Source organism: Spirosoma arboris (genome assembly GCF_009754945.1).
In the GTDB taxonomy this organism is placed as follows: Bacteria; Bacteroidota; Bacteroidia; order Cytophagales; family Spirosomataceae; genus Spirosoma; species Spirosoma arboris.
In genome coordinates this window covers 247,831-271,267 of record NZ_WPIN01000002.1, presented here as the reverse complement: position 1 = coordinate 271,267, position 23,437 = coordinate 247,831, and the positions used below count along the sequence as shown (strand labels likewise).

The 23,437-nt window shown below is 44.6% G+C and carries 29 protein-coding genes; 6 read left to right on the top strand and 23 right to left on the bottom strand.

Features of this window, described 5'->3' with window-relative positions; all coding sequences use genetic code 11:
- Positions 1-28: 28 nt before the first annotated feature.
- Together GO755_RS05025 and GO755_RS05020 are read left to right on the top strand one after the other, a co-directional pair.
- On the top strand, positions 29-3,631 hold the full coding sequence (locus tag GO755_RS05025) for an Eco57I restriction-modification methylase domain-containing protein (RefSeq protein WP_157583659.1): 3,603 nt from the start codon (positions 29-31) through the stop codon (positions 3,629-3,631).
- 12 nt (positions 3,632-3,643) lie between these two features.
- The gene (locus GO755_RS05020; protein WP_157583658.1) at positions 3,644-5,533 is read left to right on the top strand and encodes an ATP-binding protein; all 1,890 of its coding nucleotides are present in this window, start codon (positions 3,644-3,646) and stop codon (positions 5,531-5,533) included.
- Positions 5,534-5,868: 335 nt separating this feature from the next.
- On the opposite strand, the gene GO755_RS05015 is transcribed toward GO755_RS05020, so the two are convergent.
- Positions 5,869-6,555 (bottom strand): FRG domain-containing protein, encoded by a 687-nt coding sequence (locus GO755_RS05015; RefSeq protein WP_157583657.1) that lies wholly within the window; start codon positions 6,553-6,555, stop codon positions 5,869-5,871.
- A gap of 146 nt (positions 6,556-6,701) precedes the next feature.
- Between GO755_RS05015 and GO755_RS41970 the strand changes: the two genes are divergently transcribed.
- On the top strand, positions 6,702-6,809 hold the full coding sequence (locus tag GO755_RS41970; protein ID WP_317165814.1) for a recombinase family protein: 108 nt from the start codon (positions 6,702-6,704) through the stop codon (positions 6,807-6,809).
- A 97-nt stretch (positions 6,810-6,906) separates the two neighbouring features.
- Here GO755_RS41970 and GO755_RS05010 read toward each other — a convergent pair whose 3' ends face one another.
- The 11 genes from GO755_RS05010 to GO755_RS04970 all read right to left on the bottom strand — a co-directional run bounded on the left by GO755_RS05010 (position 6,907) and on the right by GO755_RS04970 (position 14,097).
- Positions 6,907-8,550 carry a tyrosine-protein kinase family protein gene (locus GO755_RS05010; protein WP_157583656.1) on the bottom strand — a complete coding sequence of 548 codons (1,644 nt, stop codon included), beginning with the start codon at positions 8,548-8,550 and terminating at the stop codon, positions 6,907-6,909.
- Positions 8,535-9,182 carry a TIR domain-containing protein gene (locus GO755_RS05005; RefSeq protein WP_157583655.1) on the bottom strand — a complete coding sequence of 216 codons (648 nt, stop codon included), beginning with the start codon at positions 9,180-9,182 and terminating at the stop codon, positions 8,535-8,537. Before GO755_RS05005 ends, GO755_RS05010 begins: the two co-directional genes overlap by 16 nt.
- A gap of 176 nt (positions 9,183-9,358) precedes the next feature.
- Positions 9,359-9,664: a hypothetical protein gene (locus tag GO755_RS41345; protein ID WP_227686864.1), complete on the bottom strand. Its 306-nt coding sequence runs from the start codon at positions 9,662-9,664 to the stop codon at positions 9,359-9,361.
- A 157-nt stretch (positions 9,665-9,821) separates the two neighbouring features.
- A complete protein-coding gene (locus tag GO755_RS41340; RefSeq protein ID WP_262886983.1) occupies positions 9,822-9,953 on the bottom strand; it encodes a hypothetical protein in 132 nt (43 codons plus the stop codon).
- 336 nt (positions 9,954-10,289) lie between these two features.
- Positions 10,290-10,505, bottom strand: a complete 216-nt coding sequence (locus GO755_RS04995) for a hypothetical protein (RefSeq protein WP_157583654.1) — start codon at positions 10,503-10,505, stop codon at positions 10,290-10,292.
- A gap of 4 nt (positions 10,506-10,509) precedes the next feature.
- Positions 10,510-10,638, bottom strand: a complete 129-nt coding sequence (locus tag GO755_RS41795; RefSeq protein WP_262886982.1) for a hypothetical protein — start codon at positions 10,636-10,638, stop codon at positions 10,510-10,512.
- A 1-nt stretch (position 10,639) separates the two neighbouring features.
- Positions 10,640-11,287, bottom strand: a complete 648-nt coding sequence (locus tag GO755_RS04990) for a hypothetical protein (protein WP_157583653.1) — start codon at positions 11,285-11,287, stop codon at positions 10,640-10,642.
- Positions 11,284-12,027: a glycosyltransferase family A protein gene (locus GO755_RS04985; RefSeq protein ID WP_157583652.1), complete on the bottom strand. Its 744-nt coding sequence runs from the start codon at positions 12,025-12,027 to the stop codon at positions 11,284-11,286. Before GO755_RS04985 ends, GO755_RS04990 begins: the two co-directional genes overlap by 4 nt.
- Positions 12,028-12,061: 34 nt before the next feature.
- Positions 12,062-12,730 carry a hypothetical protein gene (locus tag GO755_RS04980; protein WP_157583651.1) on the bottom strand — a complete coding sequence of 223 codons (669 nt, stop codon included), beginning with the start codon at positions 12,728-12,730 and terminating at the stop codon, positions 12,062-12,064.
- Entirely contained in the window at positions 12,727-13,287 is a 561-nt protein-coding gene (locus tag GO755_RS04975; protein ID WP_157583650.1) for a hypothetical protein, read from the bottom strand. The genes GO755_RS04980 and GO755_RS04975 overlap by 4 nt, the downstream gene beginning before the upstream one ends.
- Before the next feature lie 21 nt (positions 13,288-13,308).
- Positions 13,309-14,097, bottom strand: coding sequence for a hypothetical protein (locus tag GO755_RS04970; RefSeq protein WP_157583649.1), 789 nt, complete (start codon positions 14,095-14,097; stop codon positions 13,309-13,311).
- A 129-nt stretch (positions 14,098-14,226) separates the two neighbouring features.
- Here GO755_RS04970 and GO755_RS04965 point away from each other — a divergent pair, with 129 nt between their 5' ends.
- Entirely contained in the window at positions 14,227-14,460 is a 234-nt protein-coding gene (locus tag GO755_RS04965) for a hypothetical protein (protein WP_157583648.1), read from the top strand.
- Here the strand turns inward: GO755_RS04965 and GO755_RS41790 are convergent.
- The 10 genes from GO755_RS41790 to GO755_RS04920 all read right to left on the bottom strand — a co-directional run bounded on the left by GO755_RS41790 (position 14,457) and on the right by GO755_RS04920 (position 21,850).
- Positions 14,457-14,585 (bottom strand): hypothetical protein, encoded by a 129-nt coding sequence (locus GO755_RS41790; RefSeq protein WP_262886981.1) that lies wholly within the window; start codon positions 14,583-14,585, stop codon positions 14,457-14,459. The two genes, GO755_RS04965 and GO755_RS41790, sit on opposite strands and share 4 nt — an antisense overlap.
- A gap of 634 nt (positions 14,586-15,219) precedes the next feature.
- Complete coding sequence (locus GO755_RS04960; RefSeq protein WP_157583647.1) at positions 15,220-15,429, bottom strand: hypothetical protein; 210 nt, start codon at positions 15,427-15,429, stop codon at positions 15,220-15,222.
- Between the two features lie 156 nt (positions 15,430-15,585).
- Entirely contained in the window at positions 15,586-16,185 is a 600-nt protein-coding gene (locus tag GO755_RS04955; RefSeq protein WP_157583646.1) for a hypothetical protein, read from the bottom strand.
- Between the two features lie 111 nt (positions 16,186-16,296).
- Complete coding sequence (locus GO755_RS04950) at positions 16,297-16,845, bottom strand: hypothetical protein (RefSeq protein ID WP_157583645.1); 549 nt, start codon at positions 16,843-16,845, stop codon at positions 16,297-16,299.
- Between the two features lie 2 nt (positions 16,846-16,847).
- Positions 16,848-17,198 carry a hypothetical protein gene (locus GO755_RS04945; RefSeq protein ID WP_157583644.1) on the bottom strand — a complete coding sequence of 117 codons (351 nt, stop codon included), beginning with the start codon at positions 17,196-17,198 and terminating at the stop codon, positions 16,848-16,850.
- Between the two features lie 23 nt (positions 17,199-17,221).
- A complete protein-coding gene (locus GO755_RS04940) occupies positions 17,222-20,179 on the bottom strand; it encodes a hypothetical protein (RefSeq protein ID WP_157583643.1) in 2,958 nt (985 codons plus the stop codon).
- Between the two features lie 73 nt (positions 20,180-20,252).
- Positions 20,253-21,008 carry a hypothetical protein gene (locus tag GO755_RS04935; protein ID WP_157583642.1) on the bottom strand — a complete coding sequence of 252 codons (756 nt, stop codon included), beginning with the start codon at positions 21,006-21,008 and terminating at the stop codon, positions 20,253-20,255.
- Between the two features lie 4 nt (positions 21,009-21,012).
- A complete protein-coding gene (locus GO755_RS04930; protein ID WP_157583641.1) occupies positions 21,013-21,240 on the bottom strand; it encodes a hypothetical protein in 228 nt (75 codons plus the stop codon).
- A 13-nt stretch (positions 21,241-21,253) separates the two neighbouring features.
- On the bottom strand, positions 21,254-21,475 hold the full coding sequence (locus GO755_RS04925; protein WP_157583640.1) for a hypothetical protein: 222 nt from the start codon (positions 21,473-21,475) through the stop codon (positions 21,254-21,256).
- Between the two features lie 30 nt (positions 21,476-21,505).
- On the bottom strand, positions 21,506-21,850 hold the full coding sequence (locus GO755_RS04920) for a hypothetical protein (protein ID WP_157583639.1): 345 nt from the start codon (positions 21,848-21,850) through the stop codon (positions 21,506-21,508).
- Positions 21,851-22,014: 164 nt separating this feature from the next.
- Between GO755_RS04920 and GO755_RS04915 the strand changes: the two genes are divergently transcribed.
- Positions 22,015-22,431 carry a hypothetical protein gene (locus GO755_RS04915; RefSeq protein ID WP_157583638.1) on the top strand — a complete coding sequence of 139 codons (417 nt, stop codon included), beginning with the start codon at positions 22,015-22,017 and terminating at the stop codon, positions 22,429-22,431.
- Between the two features lie 158 nt (positions 22,432-22,589).
- Here the strand turns inward: GO755_RS04915 and GO755_RS04910 are convergent, their stop codons facing one another.
- Positions 22,590-22,826: a hypothetical protein gene (locus GO755_RS04910; protein WP_157583637.1), complete on the bottom strand. Its 237-nt coding sequence runs from the start codon at positions 22,824-22,826 to the stop codon at positions 22,590-22,592.
- Positions 22,827-22,977: 151 nt separating this feature from the next.
- Between GO755_RS04910 and GO755_RS04905 the strand changes: the two genes are divergently transcribed.
- A complete protein-coding gene (locus tag GO755_RS04905) occupies positions 22,978-23,340 on the top strand; it encodes a helix-turn-helix domain-containing protein (RefSeq protein WP_157583636.1) in 363 nt (120 codons plus the stop codon).
- The last annotated feature ends 97 nt before the right edge of the window (positions 23,341-23,437 follow it).

Sequence of the window (23,437 nt, the reverse complement as noted above, 5' to 3'; positions counted from 1 at the left end):
TCACATCCCCACCTGACTGTCCAATTCTATGATTGAATCTGAGTTAAAACAGATATTTTGTCATCGTTACCAGTTCGATAATCTCCGAACGGTTATAGATGCTCTTTTTCCCCAAGCGGATAAATACCTTAGCCGCCCAATTCAACTAGATACTGATGAGGATAAAGCACGATCTGTAATACAACGTGGACGTATTACACTTGCCGATGGCCGAAGTCTAGCCTTGTTTGAAGTTGAAGTAGCTGATGGTGTCATTATCCAGCGTAACCGCCGAGGTCTGCGCGATATTGCCGCCCGTTACATCGACCAGGACATCATTCATGGAGCATTGGTGTTTTATTATTCGCCCCGACAGGCCGACTATCGCTTATCACTTATTGCCAAGACTAGTGAGTTCAATGACGACGGTGAACAGATCGTAAACGAAACAGCTCCTAAGCGTTTTACCTATGTCTTAGGACCAAATGAACCCTGTACCACAGCAGCTAGGCAGTTTGTGTCGTTAATAGCCAAACCATCGGCGCTAATACTCCAGGATGTTATTGATGCATTTTCTGTTGAGCGACTCAATAAAGAGTTTTTCAAACGCTATAAAGAGCATTACGAACGTTTCTGGAAATATATTGCTGAGCGCGCCGATTATGCTCGTGTATTGCTCGACACGGATAAGCCCACACTTATTCAACAACAGAAGCCTATTCGTGATTTCGCCAAGAAACTCCTTGGCAGGCTAGTTTTTCTGCAATTCCTGCAAAAGAAAGGGTGGATGGGTGTTCCTGCTAATCGCATCGACTGGAAAGAAGGTGATAAGCAATTTGTGAGACACTTGTTTGAGTCGGCGCCTGATAAAGGTAGTTTTTATTCGGAACGACTCACTAAGCTGTTCTTCGAAACACTTAACCGGCAGCGTACTGATGATTTATTTTACATCACCAATACTAAAGTACCATATTTGAATGGTGGGTTGTTTGACCGTAATCCTAACAAGGCAATTGCGCGTCAGACTGAACGCTTCGATTTTCCAATAGCTTATTTTGCCGACTTACTCGATACATTTGATCAGTTCAATTTTACAATCGACGAAAATAACCTTGACGAACAAGAAGTCGGTATAGACCCTGAAATGTTGGGGCATATCTTCGAGAACTTACTTGAAGAGAACCGTGACAAAGGCACCTTTTATACGCCTAAAGAGGTGGTTTACTTTATGTGTCAAGAAGCTCTGGTGCAATACCTTACTCCCCACTTCCCGCCCGATGCTAACATAGAAGACTTTGTCAAAAAGAAAGACGTATCTCCATATCTGACTCAGCGGCCTCATGCCGAACAACTTAACCGACTACTCGATCAGGTCAAAATTTGTGACCCCGCTATTGGCTCAGGCGCTTTTCCGATAGGGATGTTACAAGAGGTATTTTTAGCTAAACGCTATATCTATACGCACCTTAATGCAACGCATCCGTTTAACCCAACGGAGGTTAAGTTGGGAATTCTTGAACATTCGATTTATGGCGTAGACCTTGACGGAGGTGCCGTTGATATTGCCCGATTACGCTTTTGGTTAGCCTTAGTTGTAGATGAAGAAACACCTCGTCAATTGCCCAACCTTGATTATAAGATTATGCAAGGTGACAGCCTTTTTGAAAGCTTCGAAGACATTGATCTTTCCAGTGCACATCAAGCTCAAACCCTGAAGGTAGTAGAACCTGACCGCGACCTGTTCGGCAACATCATTAATCCCCAACTTAATACTAACTATGGCCGACTCTCCAATGTTGATTTGCCTAACCTTATTGAGCGCTACTTCACAGCTAATGACCCTCAAACTAAACAACAACTGGGTGATGAAATCAACAACCACATTACCGAACACATTGAGGATAATCTTAAATTTAGAGGAGGCCAACTTACTACCCAGTTGGAAGAGGCTGCCAACGTGGACGTTGCGCTGTTAAAGCCCAAAAAGCGCAAAGAGTTAGAGGATATGCGGGTAGGTATACAACGCATTGAGCAGACTCGTACTCGATTACTTGAGTTACAAAAAACAACTGAACGACCCTATTTCCTATGGCACCTCTATTTCCAGGATGTACTGAATGAGAAGAGGAAAGGATTTGATATTGTCATCGGTAATCCTCCTTATTTCTCGGTGAGCAAGCAACCACATTTGAAAGCATTAGCCAATAAATACAAGACCTTCGAGTCCACCGGCGACATTTATGCCCTGTTTTATGAGCGTGGTTACGAAATCCTGCGGCCTGGTGGAGTGCTAGTTTATATTACAGGTAGTTCATGGCTACGCTCCAATTATGGCAAATCCCTACGTGCATTCTTTGCAGAACGTACTGATCCACTCAAATTAGTTGACCTTTCTGACTGTCAGATTTTTGAGTCAGCCACGGTATTAACTACCATTATGGCCTTCCGCAAGGCTGAGAATCGCTTTCAGTTGAAAGCCCTACGTTTGACGCGCAAAACTCAACAAGCGATTAGAGTATTGGATGCTTATTTTAATGCTCACCATATTATCCTTAATGAACAACTTGAAACTGCATGGGTGGTACTTACTAGCGAACATTATAATTTAAAAGGGAAAATCGAAAGACAAGGTCGAAAGCTAGGGCATAAGGAATGGAATATAAGAATTAATAGAGGTTTAGTGACAGGCTATAATGATGCATTTGTAATAAAAAGTGCTCAGCGAGAAGAATTTATTAAGCTTGATAAAAAGTATGATCATATTATAAAGCCATTTTTACGAGGTAGAGATGTACAAAAATTTAAGTTTTCATTCGAAAACTTATGGTTAATTTATTTGCCTTGGCACTTTCCCTTGAATGATCGTGAAGATATTCAGGGAGCCTCCTTAGAGGCTGAAGATGCATTTAAGCAACAATATTCTCACATTTACGAACACTTACTGACTTCTAGAAAAGAGTTAGAAAACCGTAACGCAACTGAAACCGGTATTCGATACGAGTGGTACGCCTTGCAAAGGTTTGGGTCTTACTATTATAAGGATTTCGAAAAGCCTAAAATCATTTATCCTCAAATAACGAAAGATTTGGTATTCTGCTACGATGACGGCGGATACTACACTAATGACAAGTGTTTCTTCATAACAGGGAATCATCTCAAGTATCTACTTGGCTTTTTTAGTTCGCGACTTTTCAGATATGTTTTTGAAGAGAATTTTCCAGAGTTACAAGGAAATTCGCGTGAGCTAAGGAAAGTTTTCATGCAAGAAATTCCAGTCAAAGTTCCTACCGAATTAGAAGAGAAACGTATAGAAATACTCGCAGACTATATGATTTATCTGTGTGATAGTCAGCAGCGTTCTATTAATCTTTATGTCGAGAATAAGAAAGTTGCTTTGCTCTTTGAAGAAATACTCAATCATATGATATGTGAGTTGTACTTTGCTGATGAGATGCTAGAAAAAGATGTAGCTATTGGCGACATATTACAGATTCTACCCATTTCCGAACTGACAGATGATGAGAAGGCAACTGTTATAAATGAAGTATATAATGGCTTGCAACTGCCAGGTAATGTGGTGCGGCAAGCTATGGCAGAGGCACCTCTTGAATTACCCGAGACGGTTGGCCGGATTTTAAGTAAGGTTGTTTGATCATACCCATCAATGGCACGAATAGATAGTATCCACATCAACCAGTTCAAGTTCTTTGCCGATAACGATCCCATTCAGTTAGGTGGTAAGCACCTCTTGCTTTACGGTGAAAATGGTAGCGGCAAATCATCATTATTCTGGGCTCTTTATACACTGCTTGAATCAGTACAAAAAACTGATGAGCATATCAATCGGTACTTCACCCAAACAGATGATGCCAGCTTGGTTAACGTCCATGCTCAGCCAATTGACGCAGGAGATTGGGGAGCATTTATAGAAGCTACGCTTACTGATGGAGAAGGTAGCTATCGTGTTGCAGTCAATGACTTTAGTATTAAGTCAAGACCTAGGAGCCAGGCCACTCTGCGAGCATCCGATTTTCTAAATTACCGCTTCATGTATAAACTGCATGATTGCCGACATAAGGATGAAATTAATCTTTTTGATCTTTTTCAGAAAGAGGTATTTCCATACATCATTACTCGCGCAAAGTTTAGTTTACTTCACGAGCCAGTAGAAACATATGACTTCAATGAGATTTGGGATGATCTTCAAAAGGGTGTTCCCGCTCTGGCAGAAGGAGAAGTATCTGAAGATGACCAACGAAGGGAGCAGAAGAAATTCGCTGACAAACTCCGTGCTTTTGTTGAGGAGCTGAAAACCCTATCAAGCGAAATTAATGGGGTAGGCAACCAACTGTTACGAGAAGAGCTAGGGTATCCTAAGATTCGATTTGAGGTAGATTGTCAGCAGAAATTTAAGCCATTAGGAGGACGTGGAGAGCTTACTGGCCGAGATTCAGACGAGCCTGATGGGCCACTACGACTTACATTAACGATACCTGAATATGATAATATTGCCAACGTAGTTCGTCGCCCCCAGTCTTTTTTGAACGAAGCTAAACTAACAGCTATAGGTATTGCCATTCGCTTAGCAATTCTGCGTCGCCGTTCGGATTATCTCCGTCGAGCTGAATTTAGAATTCTAGTTCTGGACGATCTGCTCATCAGCTTGGATATGAGTAATCGGCGGAAGGTACTAGACTTACTTCTGAAGCGGTATGCTCCAATATATCAGTTGTTTATCCTGACTCACGACCGATCTTTTTACCATTTCGCTGAGAAGAAAATTAGAATTGAATACGGTCAATCGGACGAGTGGGAATTTACAGAAATGTACCAAGACACAATTAGCCCAATTGCTCGGCCTTACTTCAACACAAAAAAGCCTAACCTAAAACAAGCCCAAGACTATTTTAATGTTCATGACTATTCAGCTTGTGGATTGTACCTTCGGAAAGAATGCGAAAAACGCTTAGATGAGCTTTTACCTGAAGGCTGGAAAAAAACGTTTAAAGCAGATGGCACTAGCGAACCGAAGAATTTAAATGATAAGATCAACAGCCTTGAAGATTTCTGTGCAGTAGAAGGTATTGATTATGCTCCGTTTAGAGCATTGAAGATTTATAAAGATGTGATATTAAATACACTAGCTCATAATGATATCGACTCTCCTTTATATCGAGATGAATTAAAATTATTAATGCCAGTCATTAAAAAGCTGAGTACTATTAACCGAGGAACTCGAATCCTGAAGCAAGGTGAAGATTTGTTATTTCAGGTTAATAATACTGTTGATGGACGAAAATGCACTGTAGGCCTACGTACTCGTGATAGCTTTGTTCTACTTACAGAAGAAGACCAACCACCCCGACTCTCCTATTTTACTAAGTGTGAAGTTCGCAAAGTAGATAGGGGAACTGGCTGGGTTGACGAACATCAAAGCTACGACAACATTAATAGTTTAATAGAGCATTATGAGCAGGAGGTTGGGGTAACGGCTCCGAAAGATTTGCTAAACTTTTTACAATATAGAAATCAGCCATTGCGTAGCAAGCTTTAATAATGACAACGTTTTGATTGACAGCATAAACTATAGCTTACCTAGTCCATGCTAACTACTGGCGTGCCCCAAAGTATAGTTTACTTTAACCGTTCCTAATTGGGCATTGTAAACCTTGATTAAGTAAACCAGGAAAGTAAACAACAATACGGCCAGTTCGACTGTTTTGTTAGGCACTGGAAAACGGTATTCTAAAACCATCATTTAAGAGTATGGCATTTTACTTGCAACAAGCAGCTGCCGATAAATGCTATGGTTACAAACCAGGAACGACCCTTGCAGGTTTGTAACCCTAAATGTTACTATTTGTAATCATTTATGAGGACTAAATTTGTTTACATTTGACAGGTTCTTAACCATTTTATATGTGCTGCAATGCCATCTAAATCAGAATAAATTGTTCCTGCATGTATTCCAAATGTGTTTAAAGTTTTTTTAATATCTACTCTAACACTTTCGTGGATTAATATAATTTTTAAATCCGCTGGAACCCAAGGTTTGTAAGGCTCATTATGGACTGTAAATAATCCACTTTGTGAAATTATTCGATTATCCCAATGCTTTGGAACGAATCTTCTAACTTCTTTTATTTCAAAAGGGTCAAAAGTATCACTTAGTTTTACTTTTCTATTTGCCTTGTATATATATATGCAGCTGAACTCAGTTAGTTTTTTATCATTTTTTGTAAAGTCTTCTTCAACGGCAAAATAAGCAGCTACTAAGGGGTTTTTTGTCCAATCTAATAGTCTTGTTGGTAATCCATGATGCTGTGCGATAGATAACAACTCAAGTCTATCATCTTTATAATCTTTTATAAAAGGGTAAGCTCTGTGTCTGAAAATATCAAAAAGCCTAATTTCTTCTTTAACATCTAAAGTATTTCCGTATCTATCTTTTAGTCTTCCAATAGAGGGGGTCAGAGTAAATGTAGAATTTCTAACACCTCGATAAATTAAATTATCTTCGGTCTCAGTTTGTAGCTTAAGAAAATCATAAAAATCATCGATTATTTTTATTTTCATATTTTTTTTAGAGACAAATACTAAACATTAACAAATTTTAGTTTGCTCTTATGTTTGGTGATACAGTTGTGATCTGGAAACTTGACCGACTGTGACGATCTCTCAAAGATTTGATAAATTTAACCAATGATTTCCAGTAAAGAAAGATAGGCTTCAAAAGCCTCAATGATGCTATTGATACCACAACTGCTCAAGGTCGATTAATTTTTAATATCTTCGCTTCACTAGGTGAGTTCGAGCTTGATTTGATCTGAGAACGAACAAAAGCTGGACTTTCAGCACCTCGTGCACGTATCGGATGTAAACCAGAAATTAGCCCAAGCTCTCACATTTATACTGCTAATAGCTAATCTATTTTTTATTAGTATTTAGGAATTTCTTAAACTTTACCCAAATAAAAGAACCTCCTGCCACTCCATAAACACTATCAACTTTAATCTTATCTCCTAACATTATTGCTCCAACTACTTCTTTATTTTGCCAGCCTTTTCCTTCGTTATATTCTATGATACCAGCTCGGGCATTAACTGCAATATTAGCTTTTATAATAGAACCAGTTTTAGGAAGCGAATCATTATTATCAAAAGTAAAATTTTTCTCTATCCATTTTCCATCATAGTAGATTCCAACGTAAGCGTATGCTTCTAAATTTCTTTTTAAATCAAGATGTTTTTTATCTCTATTTTTATCTAATTTTTTCGATATTTCATTACTCCTTCTATTGTCTGATTCGTTAATGGACTTTTTATAAGTAGAGTCGGACTTGTCTTCCAATTGTCTTAATGTTGATTGCCTAATAAGTATACTATCAATAGTTGAGTTACTTTTTTCTACGGCTTTAGTTTTAAAAAAATAATAGGAAACAAGCGTAAATAATACAAAAAATATTAATACTGAAATTTGAGAAATTTTATACAGTTTTTGTTTATTAATTATTAACAGTTGTTCATTTAACAATAACTTGGTTTCGAGATTTTGCTTTTCAAAAGCAACTTTATCAAGAAGAGATTTGTCTTCCGTTACAGATTCACCTTTTGCTTTTTTTATAAAGGTATCTCTTGAATCAGAAAGTAAATCTATATGCTGCAAATCGTTTGCTATAACAGCTGATATTGTTTCATATACATAGCCCAAATCGTGAGGATCACTTGTTCCACGCTCAGTAACCGCTAATCTCTCACCATAGGCATACAATGTTTTGTAAGGGATTTTAATTTGATTTATTAACTGTAAAGGATTTAGCAGATATTTGTTAGGAGATTCGTTGTATCTAGGAAGCCAATCTAACATCCCTTCAGATTCTATATCTATTTTAGCCATCCATTCATCCATCAAAAATGTTTCAGCATTTTCGATACGGCTAGGAATAGGAAGTATTCTTAAGCGAAATCGGTCAAAAACGATTTGTTTCTGACCATTGATAGCTTTCTGAGCTACATTTTTAATGCCATCAAAACTTTGATTATTTAGTGTAAAAATCAGTATTAGAATATCAGGCATTTGTATAGAACAGACTCCACTGCTATCCGTAAGTCCAGTCCTACTATCAATCAATATAAATTGATATTTACTGATCCATATTTCCCTTAAATCTTCTAAATATTGTCCGCCGTTATATTTATCATAAAATAAATTAAAATCAAAAGCATTTAATTTGCTTATATATTCTTCATCTCTTTTTCCAGCTGAAAGAAAATCTAAATTATTGTTTATAGGAATTTTAGTTATAAAATCCTCCCAGTTTAAATTTAACAAATTAATGTCTTTATCTTTTTGTTTAAGGTCAAACAAGTCAATTAAGCCTAATTTTTTTTTTGCACGTTCTATATTGATATGAGTTTTAAAGAAATGCTCTAATCCAGGAGCCTCAAGGTCCCAATCTATTAATAAAGTTTTATACCCCCATTGTGCTAATATAACGCCTATATTAGCCATAGCCATTGACCGCCCTACACCCCCTTTATAGGAATAAAAAGTTATTACTTTTCCGACCACGTAACTAGTTTTTGATTTATAGTAGATTCAATTCCCTGAACTTTAGAAAAATACTCATTAAGAGTAGATATAATTTTAGCTTTACCTTCGTAAGTTTCCCATTCAGTGTTTAATGGAGGAGCATGTAGAATAATTTCACTTACGTATTTTATATCTTTTTGTAGCTTTTTTTGAAATAATAAGTAGCTTTTAGTTTTAAAGAAGGCGTCACCAACTAAATTAAATTCTGAATAGTTACTATATTGTAAACCAGAAGCTATTTCCGGAAGTGGATTTACTTCTCGATATATTACAGGCCAAATTAGGGTTTTTGGCATTTTTAATGGGCCAAGCTCCCAGAGTTCTTGCCTGTGTTTCATTGTGAGAAATTCTTTTACGCACCACTCCGACCTTCTAAAATAAGGAGGTGACCAGATAGAGACTATACATTTTGAATAAAATAAATTTACAAATAGTTCATCCCAGTAGCCCACTCCTGGCGTTAAACCAGTAGAGTCAATAAAAATTTTGGGCGGATCTGGTAATTCATAATCTAAATTTTCTGTAAACAATGGCAAAAAAATTTCATTAATCCACTGTTCAATGATTCTCCCTCTTTTATAAGATATGAAAACGTCATTTATATATGGCATGCCCTATATGGTTTTATTAGAAAGTTACATTATTTGAATATGCTTATGTCCTGATAAGCTATTAGAGAGATCTTATTTACTGATGTTCAATCGATAAGGTGGCTTTATAGCCGCTCAAATATAATAACAGCGTAATTATTTCCTAATGTAGCCGATTCTTGCTCATTTGTAATGCTTCATATAGTTACCCGCTGAAGGAGACGATAAACGGCTTTTCCATCAAACTGCTTGTTAATCCTGGTCTGGTAATGAGTTTGATTTAGTTTGTCAGCTATTTGGGCATACGTCATACCTTTATTACGGTAGAGTGTGGCCAGCTCAGTAGCTTGTATATTCGCTTTATGAGTTAACCCATTAATTACCCTAATGGCTTCGCCTTTTTGAATGACCTTCAAAGTCAAGTTTTCCGGTTTCCCCAGTTTAAATCTTTGAACCTTCTTTTGCGCCAAGGGTGCACGGGTACGTTCTCCGCTCCGCTTCATACTGAGCAAAGGTCACCATCATGCCAATGGTGAGTGTATTATCATCTGGCAGATCACAAGCTATAAAGTCAACTTCTGAATCTCTTATTGTCATCACAAAAGCAACATTGAGGCTCAATCTATCGAGCTTAGCAACTAAGAGTTTCGCCTTATACTACTAACAAGCCCGGATGGCTTCAGCCAACTTTGGCCGCTCACTCTTTCGGCCAGATTCGATTTCGGTAAATTCGATTACGATCTGATCTTTTTCTCGAAGATACCGGCTGACTATAGACTGTTGATCTCCCAAGCCCAGGCCGGAGCATCCTTGTGCTTTGGTCGATACCCGATAGAGCAGATGCAGTTCATATATCCTTTTTACTCCGTTAAAAGTAGGTGTTCCACAGCTTAATGGATCAAATATAGTAGTTTATGGCGTTTTAAGAATGACCATTTATTAACTGCCATAGGTTGGAATAATAGTTTAATATAAACACCCCGAACCATTTCATAGTAGAATTTTCTACTATGAAATGGTTCGGGGTGTTTAGAAACAAAATGACTTAATAAGCAAACCGGACCCTAGGCTATTTTCAGTAGATACTTCTAACGAGTCATCTGGTTGGCATTAGGCTTTAACTTGAGGCTAACTCTTGGCCGTATCGTAATCAGGTACATACTTATCCATCAAGAACTGCACCACCGGCGGATTTAATTTCTTGCGGTAGGGCACCCAGCCCAGGCGGATCATTTCAATCCAGTCTTCGGGCACGATACAACACTGAAACACGGTAACATCCTGGAAGCCTGCCCGCTTGGCAATGTCGCTCATAAAGCAGGCGCGGTACTTATAAATGGCCATGGGGTTAAAGAGTTGGTTTAAGCGGCTTGTTCGCCTGACAAATACGAATAACCAGGTAGCCTGTCAGGATTACCGTCCAGCTACCAGCACAATAGCCTAAGAGAAATCCAGCAATAAATAAATTATCATCCATATTAATCGGCGGAAGTGATATCAATGACGCGAAAGGCTAATTTGGGTTGGTCCGGCAGGGGATACAGCCGTGCATTTTCGGCCTTTATTTCGGCCATGGCCCGCTCGATTTTATGGGGAACGGGTACTTTAGCAGGCAGCTTTACATCCGACGTTTTACGCAAAATAATGTACTCCGAATGGCGAAATAGAAAGGGAGCCGGTTCGGCCAGGCTGTGCAGGTTGAACAGATAATCATTACATAGATTGCGGCTGTTCAAGATCAGTTTACGCACCGGCTCCGAGAGGTTCCCCGCCATGTAGGAAGTAGCATCCTCAAACACCACAAACGCATTCTTCACCCATTGATTGACTAGGGTAAAAAAAACATCAATGTCTTCGCAGTCGCGGCACACAAACAATGGATAGGGCTCTTTACTGGCTAGTCGATTGAAGCGGCTTAGATCATCCAGGGAAATAGGGATATAGTCGTCATACTCAGACTGACGGCCCACGTCAAAGACCAAAACGGGCTTGCCCTGGCGTTTGAGCATCTCCACCTGAATATTAATACTGCCCTGGGTTTTGCCCGTTTTCTTGGCTCCAACGGCCAAAAAAATAGACGAAGCTCGTTTCTTATTGTTCAGCTCAGGAAGGATCATCTTAGTCATGGGCGTGAAGGCTCTAAGCAAAACGGTTTGGTGCTCCTCCCCTGCCAATTGACGCCCATTTCGGCCCGCTCACTGTCCAGATGAATTCCGTAAAATTCCGGCATTAAGTGCCGTTTGCCGATGGGGAAAGCTTTAGCGAAAACCACGTCCGTATGGTCCGCACCGTGGCTATTTTCGGGGTACCGGGTCACGCCTGATTCTGATGGATTCCAGAGCTGAAAGAAGCCAATGGGAAACCAGCCATCTAGCTGATTGTAGTGGGCAACCCGGCTGCCCATGGGGAAGGCCCGGGCTTGTACCAGGTAATACAGTTCGTGCATGGCCACGGGCTTAGCCAGGTAGTTGACCCAATCGCGATAACTGTGGCACATCAGCCGATCAATCCCATAAATGCTCTCCGGGTCCAGATGGGCTAGCTCCAAAATCGTTCGTGTCCAGGGCGGCAGATAGATGTCCGAATCCAGGTGTACCACCCAATCCGTTTCTCCCAGGGCGGTTAGACCTGCGTTAATACCCCGGGCTTTATTAAAAACCGCTCCGTCGTCATAAAAGCAATCGGTCTGAATGCACTCGACCCGGTAATACTCGCAGACCTGGCGGGTAAACTGGTCTGCCAGGCTAGTTACCACAATATAACGATCAAATAGAAGTCGGTTGTGGGGCAAGGTTTGAACCAGAAAATCAGCATAATTCACGCAGACGCTAACGGCGTCAATACGCCGGTTGGACAATGGGTTCATGGAAGTGGGGTGAGTGGTAGTACCAGTGTACATGTTAGCGCATTGTTTTGTCAACCATTTTATTGACTGTCATCATCCCTACTTGCATCAGTGGAGCCATGGCCTTGATTATCATGATCTCAAACAGGGTCTCAGTAATACTGCCCGTTTTGAGTGTACCCCGGCGATTCTTAGCCTTCAAATCCGCTTCGATGGCTCTGCGCAACAGCGTGAGCTGGGCGTCCGTCAGACGGGCTTCCTCGTCGGCTTCTTCCAGGGCTTCCTCGAAATCGTTCCAGCGTTCACGGGCTGCATAATAGGGGTGATCGGGACCATAGACCGGAATTTCTTTAGTCAGCTTCACGTGCTGTTCATAGTCCCGGACTAATTGCTTATCGCCTTCCCGAATTTTCTGGTAGGCCGTGTAGCGGTGAATGAAGCCAAAACACAGGGCAATAATGGCCCCCCACATCTCCGCTTTAGACTCCGCCTTGGTTTTGATTTCCTCCGCTGTTAGGGGGATATAAGGCTCTTCGTCCAGTTCGGAATCAATAGCCGATGGAGGGGCCGTTGCCGCTTTTGATCCGAACAGGCTAGGTAGGCTAATTAGGGGCGATTCGTTCAGCGCATCCGAAACGGACTCGACGAGTCGGGGGGCTTCCTGGAGCACTTCCGAGAGGGCCGAGCCGGACCGGGTTTCGACCAATTGGGCAAGTGGATTCATACCGGTTCGTTGTCGGAAAGGGTAGGTTGCGTCTCCGTGGTAGGGACTTCGGGCCAATGCGGAAAGAATTGCTGAATGATCGGTAGGAGGATTGCCGACCGCTGGGGAGAGTTCATCATCTGAACTAAGACGGCATCGGTCATGGGGCCGGCATAAGCCGTTATCTCTTTCCAGTCGATGACAATGTCTTTTCCTTTTTTGATGGTCTTCGCTCCCGTTTTAATGGCCTGCATGACCATCATGCCTAAGCCCGTTTCCCGAAATCCTTCTGGCAGCACTTCTTTATTGGCCAGGATGAACCGGCAGATACTCCCCGGGCTGTACTCGGAGACATGCAAGCCCTCTTCGTCAATCATGCCCGATTTGGTGAGAATGTGAAACAGGCTCTGACAAAATTGATCCCATTGGCGTAGAGCTACGATACCTTCGTTCCAAAGGGTAATGAACGTGTCTGGATTGATCTGCGGAAAAAGATGTACACCGCTGATGGCAACCACTCCTTCAGTTGTCAGGGCAATTTCATCGCTAGTTTCGACCAGGGCAATAAATCGTTTCATGGACAGAAAAATAAAGGGTGACTACTCTGAATCGAGATAAGGGGCTAGCAGCTCCTGAAAGAACTGTTGGTAATACTGGGGTGTACGCCAGCTATCCGAAGAGGCCTCCTGATAGAGCTGCTCCAATAGGTCAGGTAATACCTTCACTAAGGCATACACAGGCTGGGCCGCTCGCTTCTCCAACGCGTGAGCCTCCAGCGCCTTTTGCAACTCGCTAGTTACTTGCTCATAGCGCACACGCCAACTCGCATCAACCGGGGGTGTTGAACGCGGTATACCAGGTAGGTCTTGACCCCCTGGCAGTAGTTTGGTTAACTCAACGTTTTCACTCCGTGCCTGAAGTAGCTCCGTTATGAGCTGGGTGTTTCGCTGACTCAGCCGCTCACAATAGTCGGTTAACCGCTGAGTCTCCCCGGCAGCTCGGAGTAATTCCTCATGCCGGGTTAACAGGTTTACCCCATAGGCGTGGGTGGTATTACCGGGTGTTACTTTATTGAGCTCATCGACGGCCCGCTCGATGGAGCGCATGACAGAGGTGGGCAATTTAAACGTCTTCGGTATTATGCCATCGGTAATACCGTCCGTGTCAGAATGTGGTAAACCGGCCAGATTACCGTTGTTTACCGGGTTTACCGACTCAACGGGTGGTGTACCCTCCGAAGGTAATACCGGTATTACTGGACTAGAAGTACTACCCACTAGTTGGGCCGGAGAGGCAATTGGAATGGGAGAAGAAAGGGGCTGTACCTCTGTTTCGGTAATACCATTCAAGCGTTCAGGTAGTACTGGGTTGGAAGATAGGGGCGTCATGGACCGTTTTCGTTTCGCCGAAGGTAATACCCGCTTACTCTGGTATTTATACTTAAGTAATTTTATGGTATCTTGTAGCACTTTCTAGCACTTTTTCGCCTACCCTAACGGGTATTACCGCCCTGTTCTATGAGTCACAAACCTAATCCCCGCGAACGCATCACTTGTAAGGACATTCAGAATATTACCGGCTATAAACGGGCCAAAGCCTTTTCGATCTTACGCCAACTGAAAGTGGCCAAGATGGTAGCTGCCAAACGGTCCAGCCGCCTGGCCCTGGTTAATCCGATTGTATCAGTAGATGATTTTGCCGCTTATACGGGTCTGAGCCGGGATGTGATCAAGGCAGGCCTGGTGGATTAGTCGCCCTTTGCATCCATTCCGTTTCTTCGCAGCCAGTTGTCTTTCTCGTCCAGGAACCGATGGTAGTCCTTGCGAGTAACGTGAATACCCCGGAAGTAGCCAATAGAGTACGCTAGGATCGACATCACCAGCGCACTCCTATATAGCCAACCGTAAACAAGTAGCAGTCGGTTTCTACCGCTAAAACGGCTCGCCCTTCCAGGTGCGAGCCGTTTTGTCCTATAACGGGTTGACAACAAAAGTCGGTTTAAATACTTGCACCCAATCGGCTCTGTTTGCCTTCGTTTAGTTTGCAAATCCGCAACGTCTCAACGCTAAGAATCCCCGGAAAATTTGTAATTCTGTAATTTCCGTGTAACTGCTTGATCCTCAGTAGGGAATCGTATTACAAACCAGTTTTTAGGTTTGTAATCTGCCTACTTTCGATTTGTAATAGGCCTCCTAGCCTCTTTTCTAGTTATAGCGTATTACAAAGATTTGTAATTTCTTAGTTAAGGATTACAGTTAATTTATTTTTTTGTAATACTGTAAGTAGTTGAAAATTACAACTTTACCTATCCTGCCAATAGGCTGTTACAGAAATTACAGTTTTTACCCATTTTCTGGTAAGCAAGATTGTCAAGAAACGGTCTGGGTAGGGTTGAGCAACAAAAAAGTCCTCTGGACGAGGACTTTTTGAGAATAAGGAATTGTATTTATTGTAGAAAGCAGGCTTGATCAAGTTAGGTGGGCTGCGTCCTGATTAGGCGCGTATTACCCCTACGTTTCCGGCGACTGGGACGGTCCATCGGCCAGCTTGCGAACGTGTTCGGGCATGACGGCTCGCTTTCCCTGGCCACCGTCGAGCTGGATCATCAGCCGCCCATGACTCGTCCAGCGAATGACTACCCCTTCACACCGGCTCCGGGTGAAGCCTTTCACTGTATTTTCGATGCTGACGCGATCCCCAACTGAAATGGCTGACTTCATAAAGGTGAGCTTTACGGCGTTGACTATACCCAATAAAGCCCGACTCTACGAGAGCCGGGCTTTATTAAAACAACTAACTTTTACAGCCACTATGATGATTCAACAGCTAGTCTAACCACTTTTCAGCCAAAATGTTTACGGCCAGGCTAGCTTCACTTAATTGTCGTGCAGCCTCAGCTTGGTTAGGCCCTCCACTTCGTCTTCCTCTGGCCAATCCTCCTCGTCATATTCTTCTGGACTGTCACCACCGCCGTAGAGGTAGGTATAATAATAGGTGATCCACTGATCAGCGGGGACAAACTCCCGGCCCGTGATTCGGTATACTTGCCCGTGATCGGCTCCCAGTAACCTATCCCCCACACTCAACAGGGGCGTAAAGGCATACAGTTGACTAATCGCATCGAGCACACTGTTGATTTCGTCTTCCACTTCTTCCAGCCAAGTGTCCCCGGTTTTTAGTTGGTGGACCAACGAGTTGAGTATTCGTTGGCCCATTGCCAGGCCCAGCAGCCACCCATTGGGCAGGTAACGCTTATTTTCCTGCAACAGCAGCAGGATCATCAGTTTGAGGCGTCTATCCTCACTATCCACCGCTAGAAAGGACTCCCGTAGCCCTTTCTGCTCAATCATAGCCCGAATATCCTCAGGCTCTTTCTGGAGAAGTTTAGCCAGTTCGATAATACTGGTGATCCCGTAGTTTTCTTCCAGGAATTTAATTTCCTGGGGTGTCCATTGAGGCGAGGTGGAAGGGGTCATAAGGGTTTTGTTTAAGGTTTAGCCAGCTTTAAATTACACATGATCGAAAACATCCCCAACTGAAGCCAGCTAATGGTCTTTTGGTCGCTTTTCGGGAAACAGCTTGGGCCATCATTCTCCCGATGGGGACGAGTCGTTGATCGCTTGGGTCGCTATAGTGGCCGCCAGGCTAGCTGGATCACAATCGAGCCGCAGGGTAATGTCGTCTAGCTCGAAGAGCAGGTTTTGCAGATGATGCAGACTGGTGATCTCTGAGAAGCAGATTTCCTCTCCATCCAGCATGAGCCAGAGCGATACCCCGTCCCCATCGAAGCATACCACCCAGTAGGTATCCTCATCACAGGGCCAGGTGTAAACCTGTTGCTGGTAAGTGGGAAACGAACCCGCCGGTTGCTCATTGAAGCCTAACCGCTGCAACAGGGTCGGCGTGAGGGGGATGGCTTCCACTAAGTCAAGGTGTACATCTTTATGGTACTTTTTGGTAAGTAGATCAATTAGATCCAGCGAATACGTTTCTTTTTCCGTCGGGAACCGGCGCCGTAAAAGCAATGACGAGTGGAGGCCCAACAGGCGAACAACTTGGTGATCCTGTTGCTTGAATTGGACATAGTTGCCGATGCGCAATTGGTCAGGGCTAAGGGTTTGGGGGAGGTTTTCCATATTTAGCGGTAGGTGATGTTTTCGATGAGGCCAGCCTCAACGGCTTTGATAAATTCGTTTAGCGAGCGTCGATGACGATTCGAATCACCGACCAGTAAAATCCAGAGATAAGCCGTACGGGGGCCTTTTAGCGTCCATTCCAGTTCCTTCTCGACCACCACAAATGGAGTCGTTTCCGGACCGGTTTTCTTCCACCAGGAATAGAGGTCAATGAAGCGTTCAGCTGCCTTCGGCCCTGCCGCCGACGCCTCCGGCTTTTCAGGTAAGGTGAGATCATCCAACTCAGGAGAATAAGGCACATACTGGCCAGCAGGACCACGAACGAGATCAGCAGGGTGCGTAGCAGTATCCACATGTAAGGAAGGGTTTAGAGCGGTTAAAAACCAATTTTTTCGGTTGGGTCAATGGCCATGTGCGGGCTTGGATCACGCAGCAGGCCTGCCTGGGTTAGCTCGGCACCCGGCGTCTGGATGTAGAGGTGCTCCACCGTCTCCAGCTTGTCATTCTTCAGCCACTGACCTTGCCGGAATTCCAGCTTATAGACGCTTTGCAGAATCCGCTTTTGCTTTTCGTTTTGCAGTTCGACCGGATCGAGCGTATAGCCGTTGTAGAGACACCAGTAGCGCAGTTTATCCTTGAAGGTTTGGGAGGACATCTTGGGATCGTACTCCCGCTTGTAGACCTCATGGGCGTAGATCTTCTGCACGTAGGCATTCAAGCGGCCATTCGCTTCGTTAAAGAACACATCCGCCCAGGCGTGGAAACTGGCCCCCATCTTATTGCGATAGGTATTCTGCCGGGCCATCTGGCCCGGCGTATCGACCTTGCCCAGCTGGAGCCACACCTGGATGCACTGGGCATAGAAATTTAAACATAAATTCCACTCCTCCGCCGTAAAATCGGTGAATAACGACTTGCCAAACTCGGTCTTGGGGTCCCGTTCTTCCTGGTACTCCCCGTTCGGATTCTTGTGGTAGTAGTCCGAAAACATAGTAAACCACAGCCGCCGGGCGGTTGCCGAATCGGTATCGCGCGGGGGAAAGTTGGAGGTGATACAGAGCTTGGGCGATTCCTCATTGCTCAGCACCCACCCATCGACACCTTTGGCCACGCAGTCCATGCTGCCGGTGATGATGCTGAATAGAAACTTAAAATTGAAGTACTCATAGGCATCATCAAAGAACAGAAAATCGGTGTGCTTGGTGACGCGCGCAAAAATGAAATTGTTTTCGAACAGACGGTCGTTGCGCCCATTATGGTAATCCTGGCGGATGAGTCGTTTTAAGTTATCGTAGGCCAGGCTCTTGCCCGTCCCGCCGTAGGACTGTCCCGCGTTTTGCATGTTGTAGTCCATGGCCCAGACGCAGTAAGCCGTAGCGGGGTCCTTGTAGCGGTGCAGCAGATAGCCCAGCGAAGCCATTTTGTTAATCAGGTGTTGGTGCTGCTCGGCGCGTTCTTCCTGGCTCAGCAGGGGTCCATCGACCGACCATTGGTGGTTAGCCAGGTAATCGGTCTGGTAGGCCTGGCTATGCTCACCGAGCCGTTCCTCCAGCTCTTTTTTCCAGAATACGCGGCTGGTGTTAATCAGGTAGCGAAAGAATAGACAGTCCTGGTTATGGATGTCAATCTGGGGCATGCTCGTTTGAGCGTTCCGGGAGACGGTGAACATGGGCGCTAGCTTTTTGACCCGGTGTTGGATCACTTTATCGGCCCAGACGATGCGGTCACAGTTTTGGTGTTTGATCACCTCGATGCCGGTGGCCGTGACCTTCCAGACCTCATTGGCAAAAAACAGATACTGGTAATCTCTCCCGTAATCCTGGAAGTCGAGCGCTACCCGTTTGATATTTTCCAGCGAGTTGTTGCCCACCTGGTCGGAGCGGTAGAAGGCGTTGAATAGATCCTCCGAGGCGTGGCGCGACTCTAAGAACCCTTCGATGTAGCGCCGGATGTGTTTGTAGTCGATGTTGAACACCACATTGCCCAGAACCTGAATCAATACCTCTCCATCTTTGGAGTTGGGCATGGGCAATTTGCCAAAGCCGCTGCGGGCTAAAAAGTTGTACAGGCGCCGGTTATTAGGCTTGTATTCGGCCTGAATCCGGCCAAACTTCTTGATGATTTTGCCGTCCCGGGTGCGCCTGGGCTCTTCATCCCAGAACCGATAGGGCAAGGCCAGGGCCAGCAGGTTCTTAAAATCCTCGGTCGAATAATAATTAAAATAATCCCGGACATCTTTGCAGGCTTTGCCCTTCAGATCACGACGATTGGCCAGCTCATCGGGCAAATAAGCGGTAAATAGATCCAGGTGTTCCAGGGCCAGCTCATGGGCTTTTTTACGGCCCGTCACGTCCAGATCGGGCAGGTTATAGACCCGTTCGGCCATTTTTCGAAACTTGGCAAAGGGGATGGTTTTGGGATCGACGGTTTCGGAGTTGAACCACACGACTGAATAGCCCATGGCGGCTACATTCAAGGCATCCGATCCACCCGAGCAGATGATGATTTCCGGGAGCTGGGTTTCCCGACTGCCAGTATCGGGTTCTTCTTCCGCCGAATCCCCCGGTTTATCATTTTTTTGCAGCTCCTCAAGCCGGCGCTGGCATTGCTCCAGGCCAAAGACGTAGTGGTCGGGCTTTTGGCCGATGGAGAAAAAACGGTGCTGGGCTTCCCGTTCCCGGGGTTTATAAATCTTCTGCCAGTCTCCTTCGTTGAAGAGAAAGATAGGGAATAGCTCGGTACTGCTAATGACAGTGGCCTTGCGATTTTTGACAAGGGTATACGATTCCAAACTAAAAAAACGGTACTTCCGACAGACAGCTAGTGCATTTCGGGTAGCCAATTCATCCCCTGGCTCATCACCAGCGACGTATTTGAGTCGGCTCAAGTAGGACCAGCTGTTACGGGAAAAAATGGTCTGCAATTCGGCTACGGTAAAGGTCTCTTTGGTGATAAAGGTGGTGCCTTCTTCTTCGTCAGCGGTGGCCGCTCGTTGCTTGATGGTGGGGCCTAGTTTGGCGGCCTGCTTGCCTTCCTCATCGGTGATGCCGTGGTGTTCACACAGCAGCTTGATGGCCGTAGCGAAGTCGCAATTTTCCTCCTTCATCACAATACCAATGGCATCCATTGCCTTCTCCCCGGAACCAAAGTCCGTGACGCGCCAGACGCCATTGTAGTGGCTCAGTACGGCACTTGGGGAGGGGTCTTCGGTTTCAGACCGAATGCGAAACTTGGCATTCTTGCGCTTTACCCCCACTTCGGCCTGGGGGTAGTAGCGGAGGATAATGTCGAGACCATCCTGGGTCTGGGCAAAAATAGCTTGTGGGGTAATCATCGGCGGTTCGTTAAGGGGGCTTAGTCGCGGAAAAATGTCCAGCCCGACTAGTTGCCCGGCTGGAGCACGCCCATCAGTCTCCAATCGTTAACTCCCAATCTTTTTTCCGCCGAAATAGCCAACCCAAGCCGGGCCCTTTCCTGATGGAAAACTGCATGGGTTTAACCAGATCATCCACCTGGTCAATATGAGCAATCAACTCACTGAGCGCCCGGTCAATGGCGGGCGGGTAAATCAGGTTGTTCTCCGCATCCCGGAACCGACGAAACGGCAGGGAGGTCAGGTTCAGAAAGTCCAACTCCTGTTCGGCCCAGGAACTCAGCAAATCCAATTCATCCAGCGTGCCAACCACATTTCCATCCCCTTCATTCAGCAGCAGCTGAATCGCCAGCAACTCATCAAGGGTAAACCGTTCGGCCCGTTGATAGCGAAAAATGGCCCGTTCCCGCACTGAAAACTCGTAGAAGTCCTCATCCTGATCCTCGATGAGCGCCGGCGCGGTCAGGTCTGGACGCTCCAGTCGATCAATCATGGCCCGGGATAAGCCCCCTTCCAGGACCGTCAGCAAATCAGCGGTCAGGACAACCACGCATTGCTGTTTAGTTGGCTCGGGCGTCGGTACTACATGTTTCTTTTTGAGCCGGGAGTCTGCCAATAGGGCCAGGGTTTGTTTGAGGTGTCGTTGTTTCTTCTCTTTTTGTTCCAGAGTTTGGGCTGGTGTATTAGCCAGTAGCCACAGATCGGCGGAGAGAATAGCCGCATCAGCCGGTTTGAGCTTACTAGCAGTCAGTGTAAACGACTTGCGGAAGGATTTCGTAACGAGTGGCATGGGGTTACTGGAGAGAGTGGAAAGAATGAAGACGGTTGATTCGCTGGGTAAAGGCTTCCTGCATGGCCAGTAGCAAAGACAATAGGTCGGTGATAAAATCGGTCCGTGGCCCAATGGCCGCCAGGCGCTCGTAATAAGCGCTGACCCGCTTCTGAGCGTCCAATAGAGCTTGTAGATCGGGTAAGCACAATGTCCCGGCTTGGTAGCCATCCAGTAGGTAGGATAGATTCATCGTGCAGTCTTGATTAGTCATCGGCTTCCGGGTTGCACGCGTCACAACTAGTAAAAGTTCGGGGCCAGCTCCACCACACATCTTGAGAGTGCGCATCGATACGCCGTTGGGCACCCAGTGACCGGAGTTCGGACGACTTTACCCTCGTCAGCGTTTCCTGATCGACCACATGCCGCCCACAATTGGTGCAGCCATCATTGTACTGGATCTGCTTAGTCAGAATTGGTCGGCCCATCGAGCGTAAGGATTACTAAGGGTGAGGGAGTTACCTAGCTGGTTCGGCAGGTTGGTTTAGTAGCTGAGCTAAGAGCGCCGTGAGCCACTCGACTGATGAAGGCGATGCACTTTTAAGCTGCAAGTTGAGATCCAGGGTACCCGCTTCGGGTTTATAGTCCATAATCAGACTACCAATTGACGGTAGCTTATCCAGAGTGATTACTTCAGGTGGCAATCCTTTCCGCTGTCTTGAGGTGTCATCCAGGATAGCAAAGACGGTCTCCTGACTAATGTGCAGGACCTGGGCAATGTGAGCGGAGGATACATCTTGATTGAAAAGAAGCAACACCGACTCTTTGGTGGCATTGGTGTAAATGGGCGGATGGGATTTCATAGCTGAGGAGGTTAATTCTTGTTGTTGTAGGTTCTTAAACATTTTGCGGAGTCTGTATCGATGTGCCAGAGTTATAGGAGTTGACCTTGGTTGGTTTTGTCGGGAGCGATGGTTAGGTTAGAGCCAGGTTTCCAATCTGTCAAACACCTAACCATACACTCCCAATGGCTATTAATCATTCAGATTATGCTCCACAGACAGTTTATCAGTCTGTTGATGTTCTGTTATCCCCTGAGATTGGCGGCTATACACATGACCCAATCCGAGTTGCTTATAATCTTGAGCAGACTGGCGAGGACCCCAATCAATTAATCGACAATTCCCGACTTTCACTTCTACCATCTGTTGTTTACCACCGGGGTGCCTACGTCGTCGTTTTGCAATTCGAAGGAGCCCTGCATAACCCCCGTATGGCCTTCATTCATTTTGACGTTGATATCAGACAGCATTTTTCTGTTTTTGCTGACGTCTTTACCCCTAAGGCTCTGCATGCCATATACTTAACTCAACTTCGCATCAAACAGAAGGAGGGCGTTTATTATCATCAGGTGATGTTGACAACCGAGTTGCCAGGGGCTTAAAAAATAATTCAAAATCAAGCCAAGTAAGCTGGTCGTCAATAAACGTATAAGTGGGGTTCACTTCACCCGCCTCTGGGATTAACCTTCGTTTTGCGCGTTTCTTGGCCATATAAGTTGAGTCATTGTTCCAGCCATGTTTTCGGTTTTTAATGACGTATTCATGATTGTGCAACTGCTTTAGCCGGTTCTAATGGATTGACCTCTTCCATCCATTTGCACTCTGTTTCCGTCATGGTGGTGCTATTACCTCCTGATAGCTTATGACCAAATGTGTCTTCGGTAATTCCGAATTCTTCACAGAACCTGGCTTTGACACCATTCCGCATTTTGTAGGGAATGCGATTGAAGTAGGCTACCCGGAATCGCTCCGTTAAACCTTCATAAGTTTTTTTCATCTACCCTTGCGATTAATGACGCTAAATCGCTATGATTGCTACGTCTTTATGACGCTAAGATATGCTTGATTTTCCTATATGAGCAAATTTTCTCAATCATATTTTCTCATTTTGACTTATAAAATGTATAACCATCTGTTTATCAGGACTAATGAATATTGACGGCCCTAAACTTTTTTTGCTGTTAAAGAGGAAAAATTTGACGATCGGTCAATTGGCTGACCAAATAGGAGTTAGCCGACGAACAGTCAGCAAGATTTTGAATGAAGGCATTATAAAGACCAAAAGCCATCTAAAGTTGCTTGTCCAGGCATTGGGTATTACAGAGGAGGAGTTGCTTGTAGACGCAGCAATACCAAATAAAGAAGCAAGTGAAGAAATAATTCAGATTTCTAAATCTGAGTATGAGAGCCTAAGAGAAATAAAGGACAAATACCAGCAAGCGGAGATAAAACGCTTAAAAGAAGAAAACGAACGATTAGCAAATGATTCTCCTGTTTCTAACAAGTCCTAATTAATCGCTCGAATGTAATAATCTATAGAATAAAGAATATTATTCTATGGCGATCTAGCTAAAAATACCGTATAAACACCCTTTTTTCTCTAGGCAA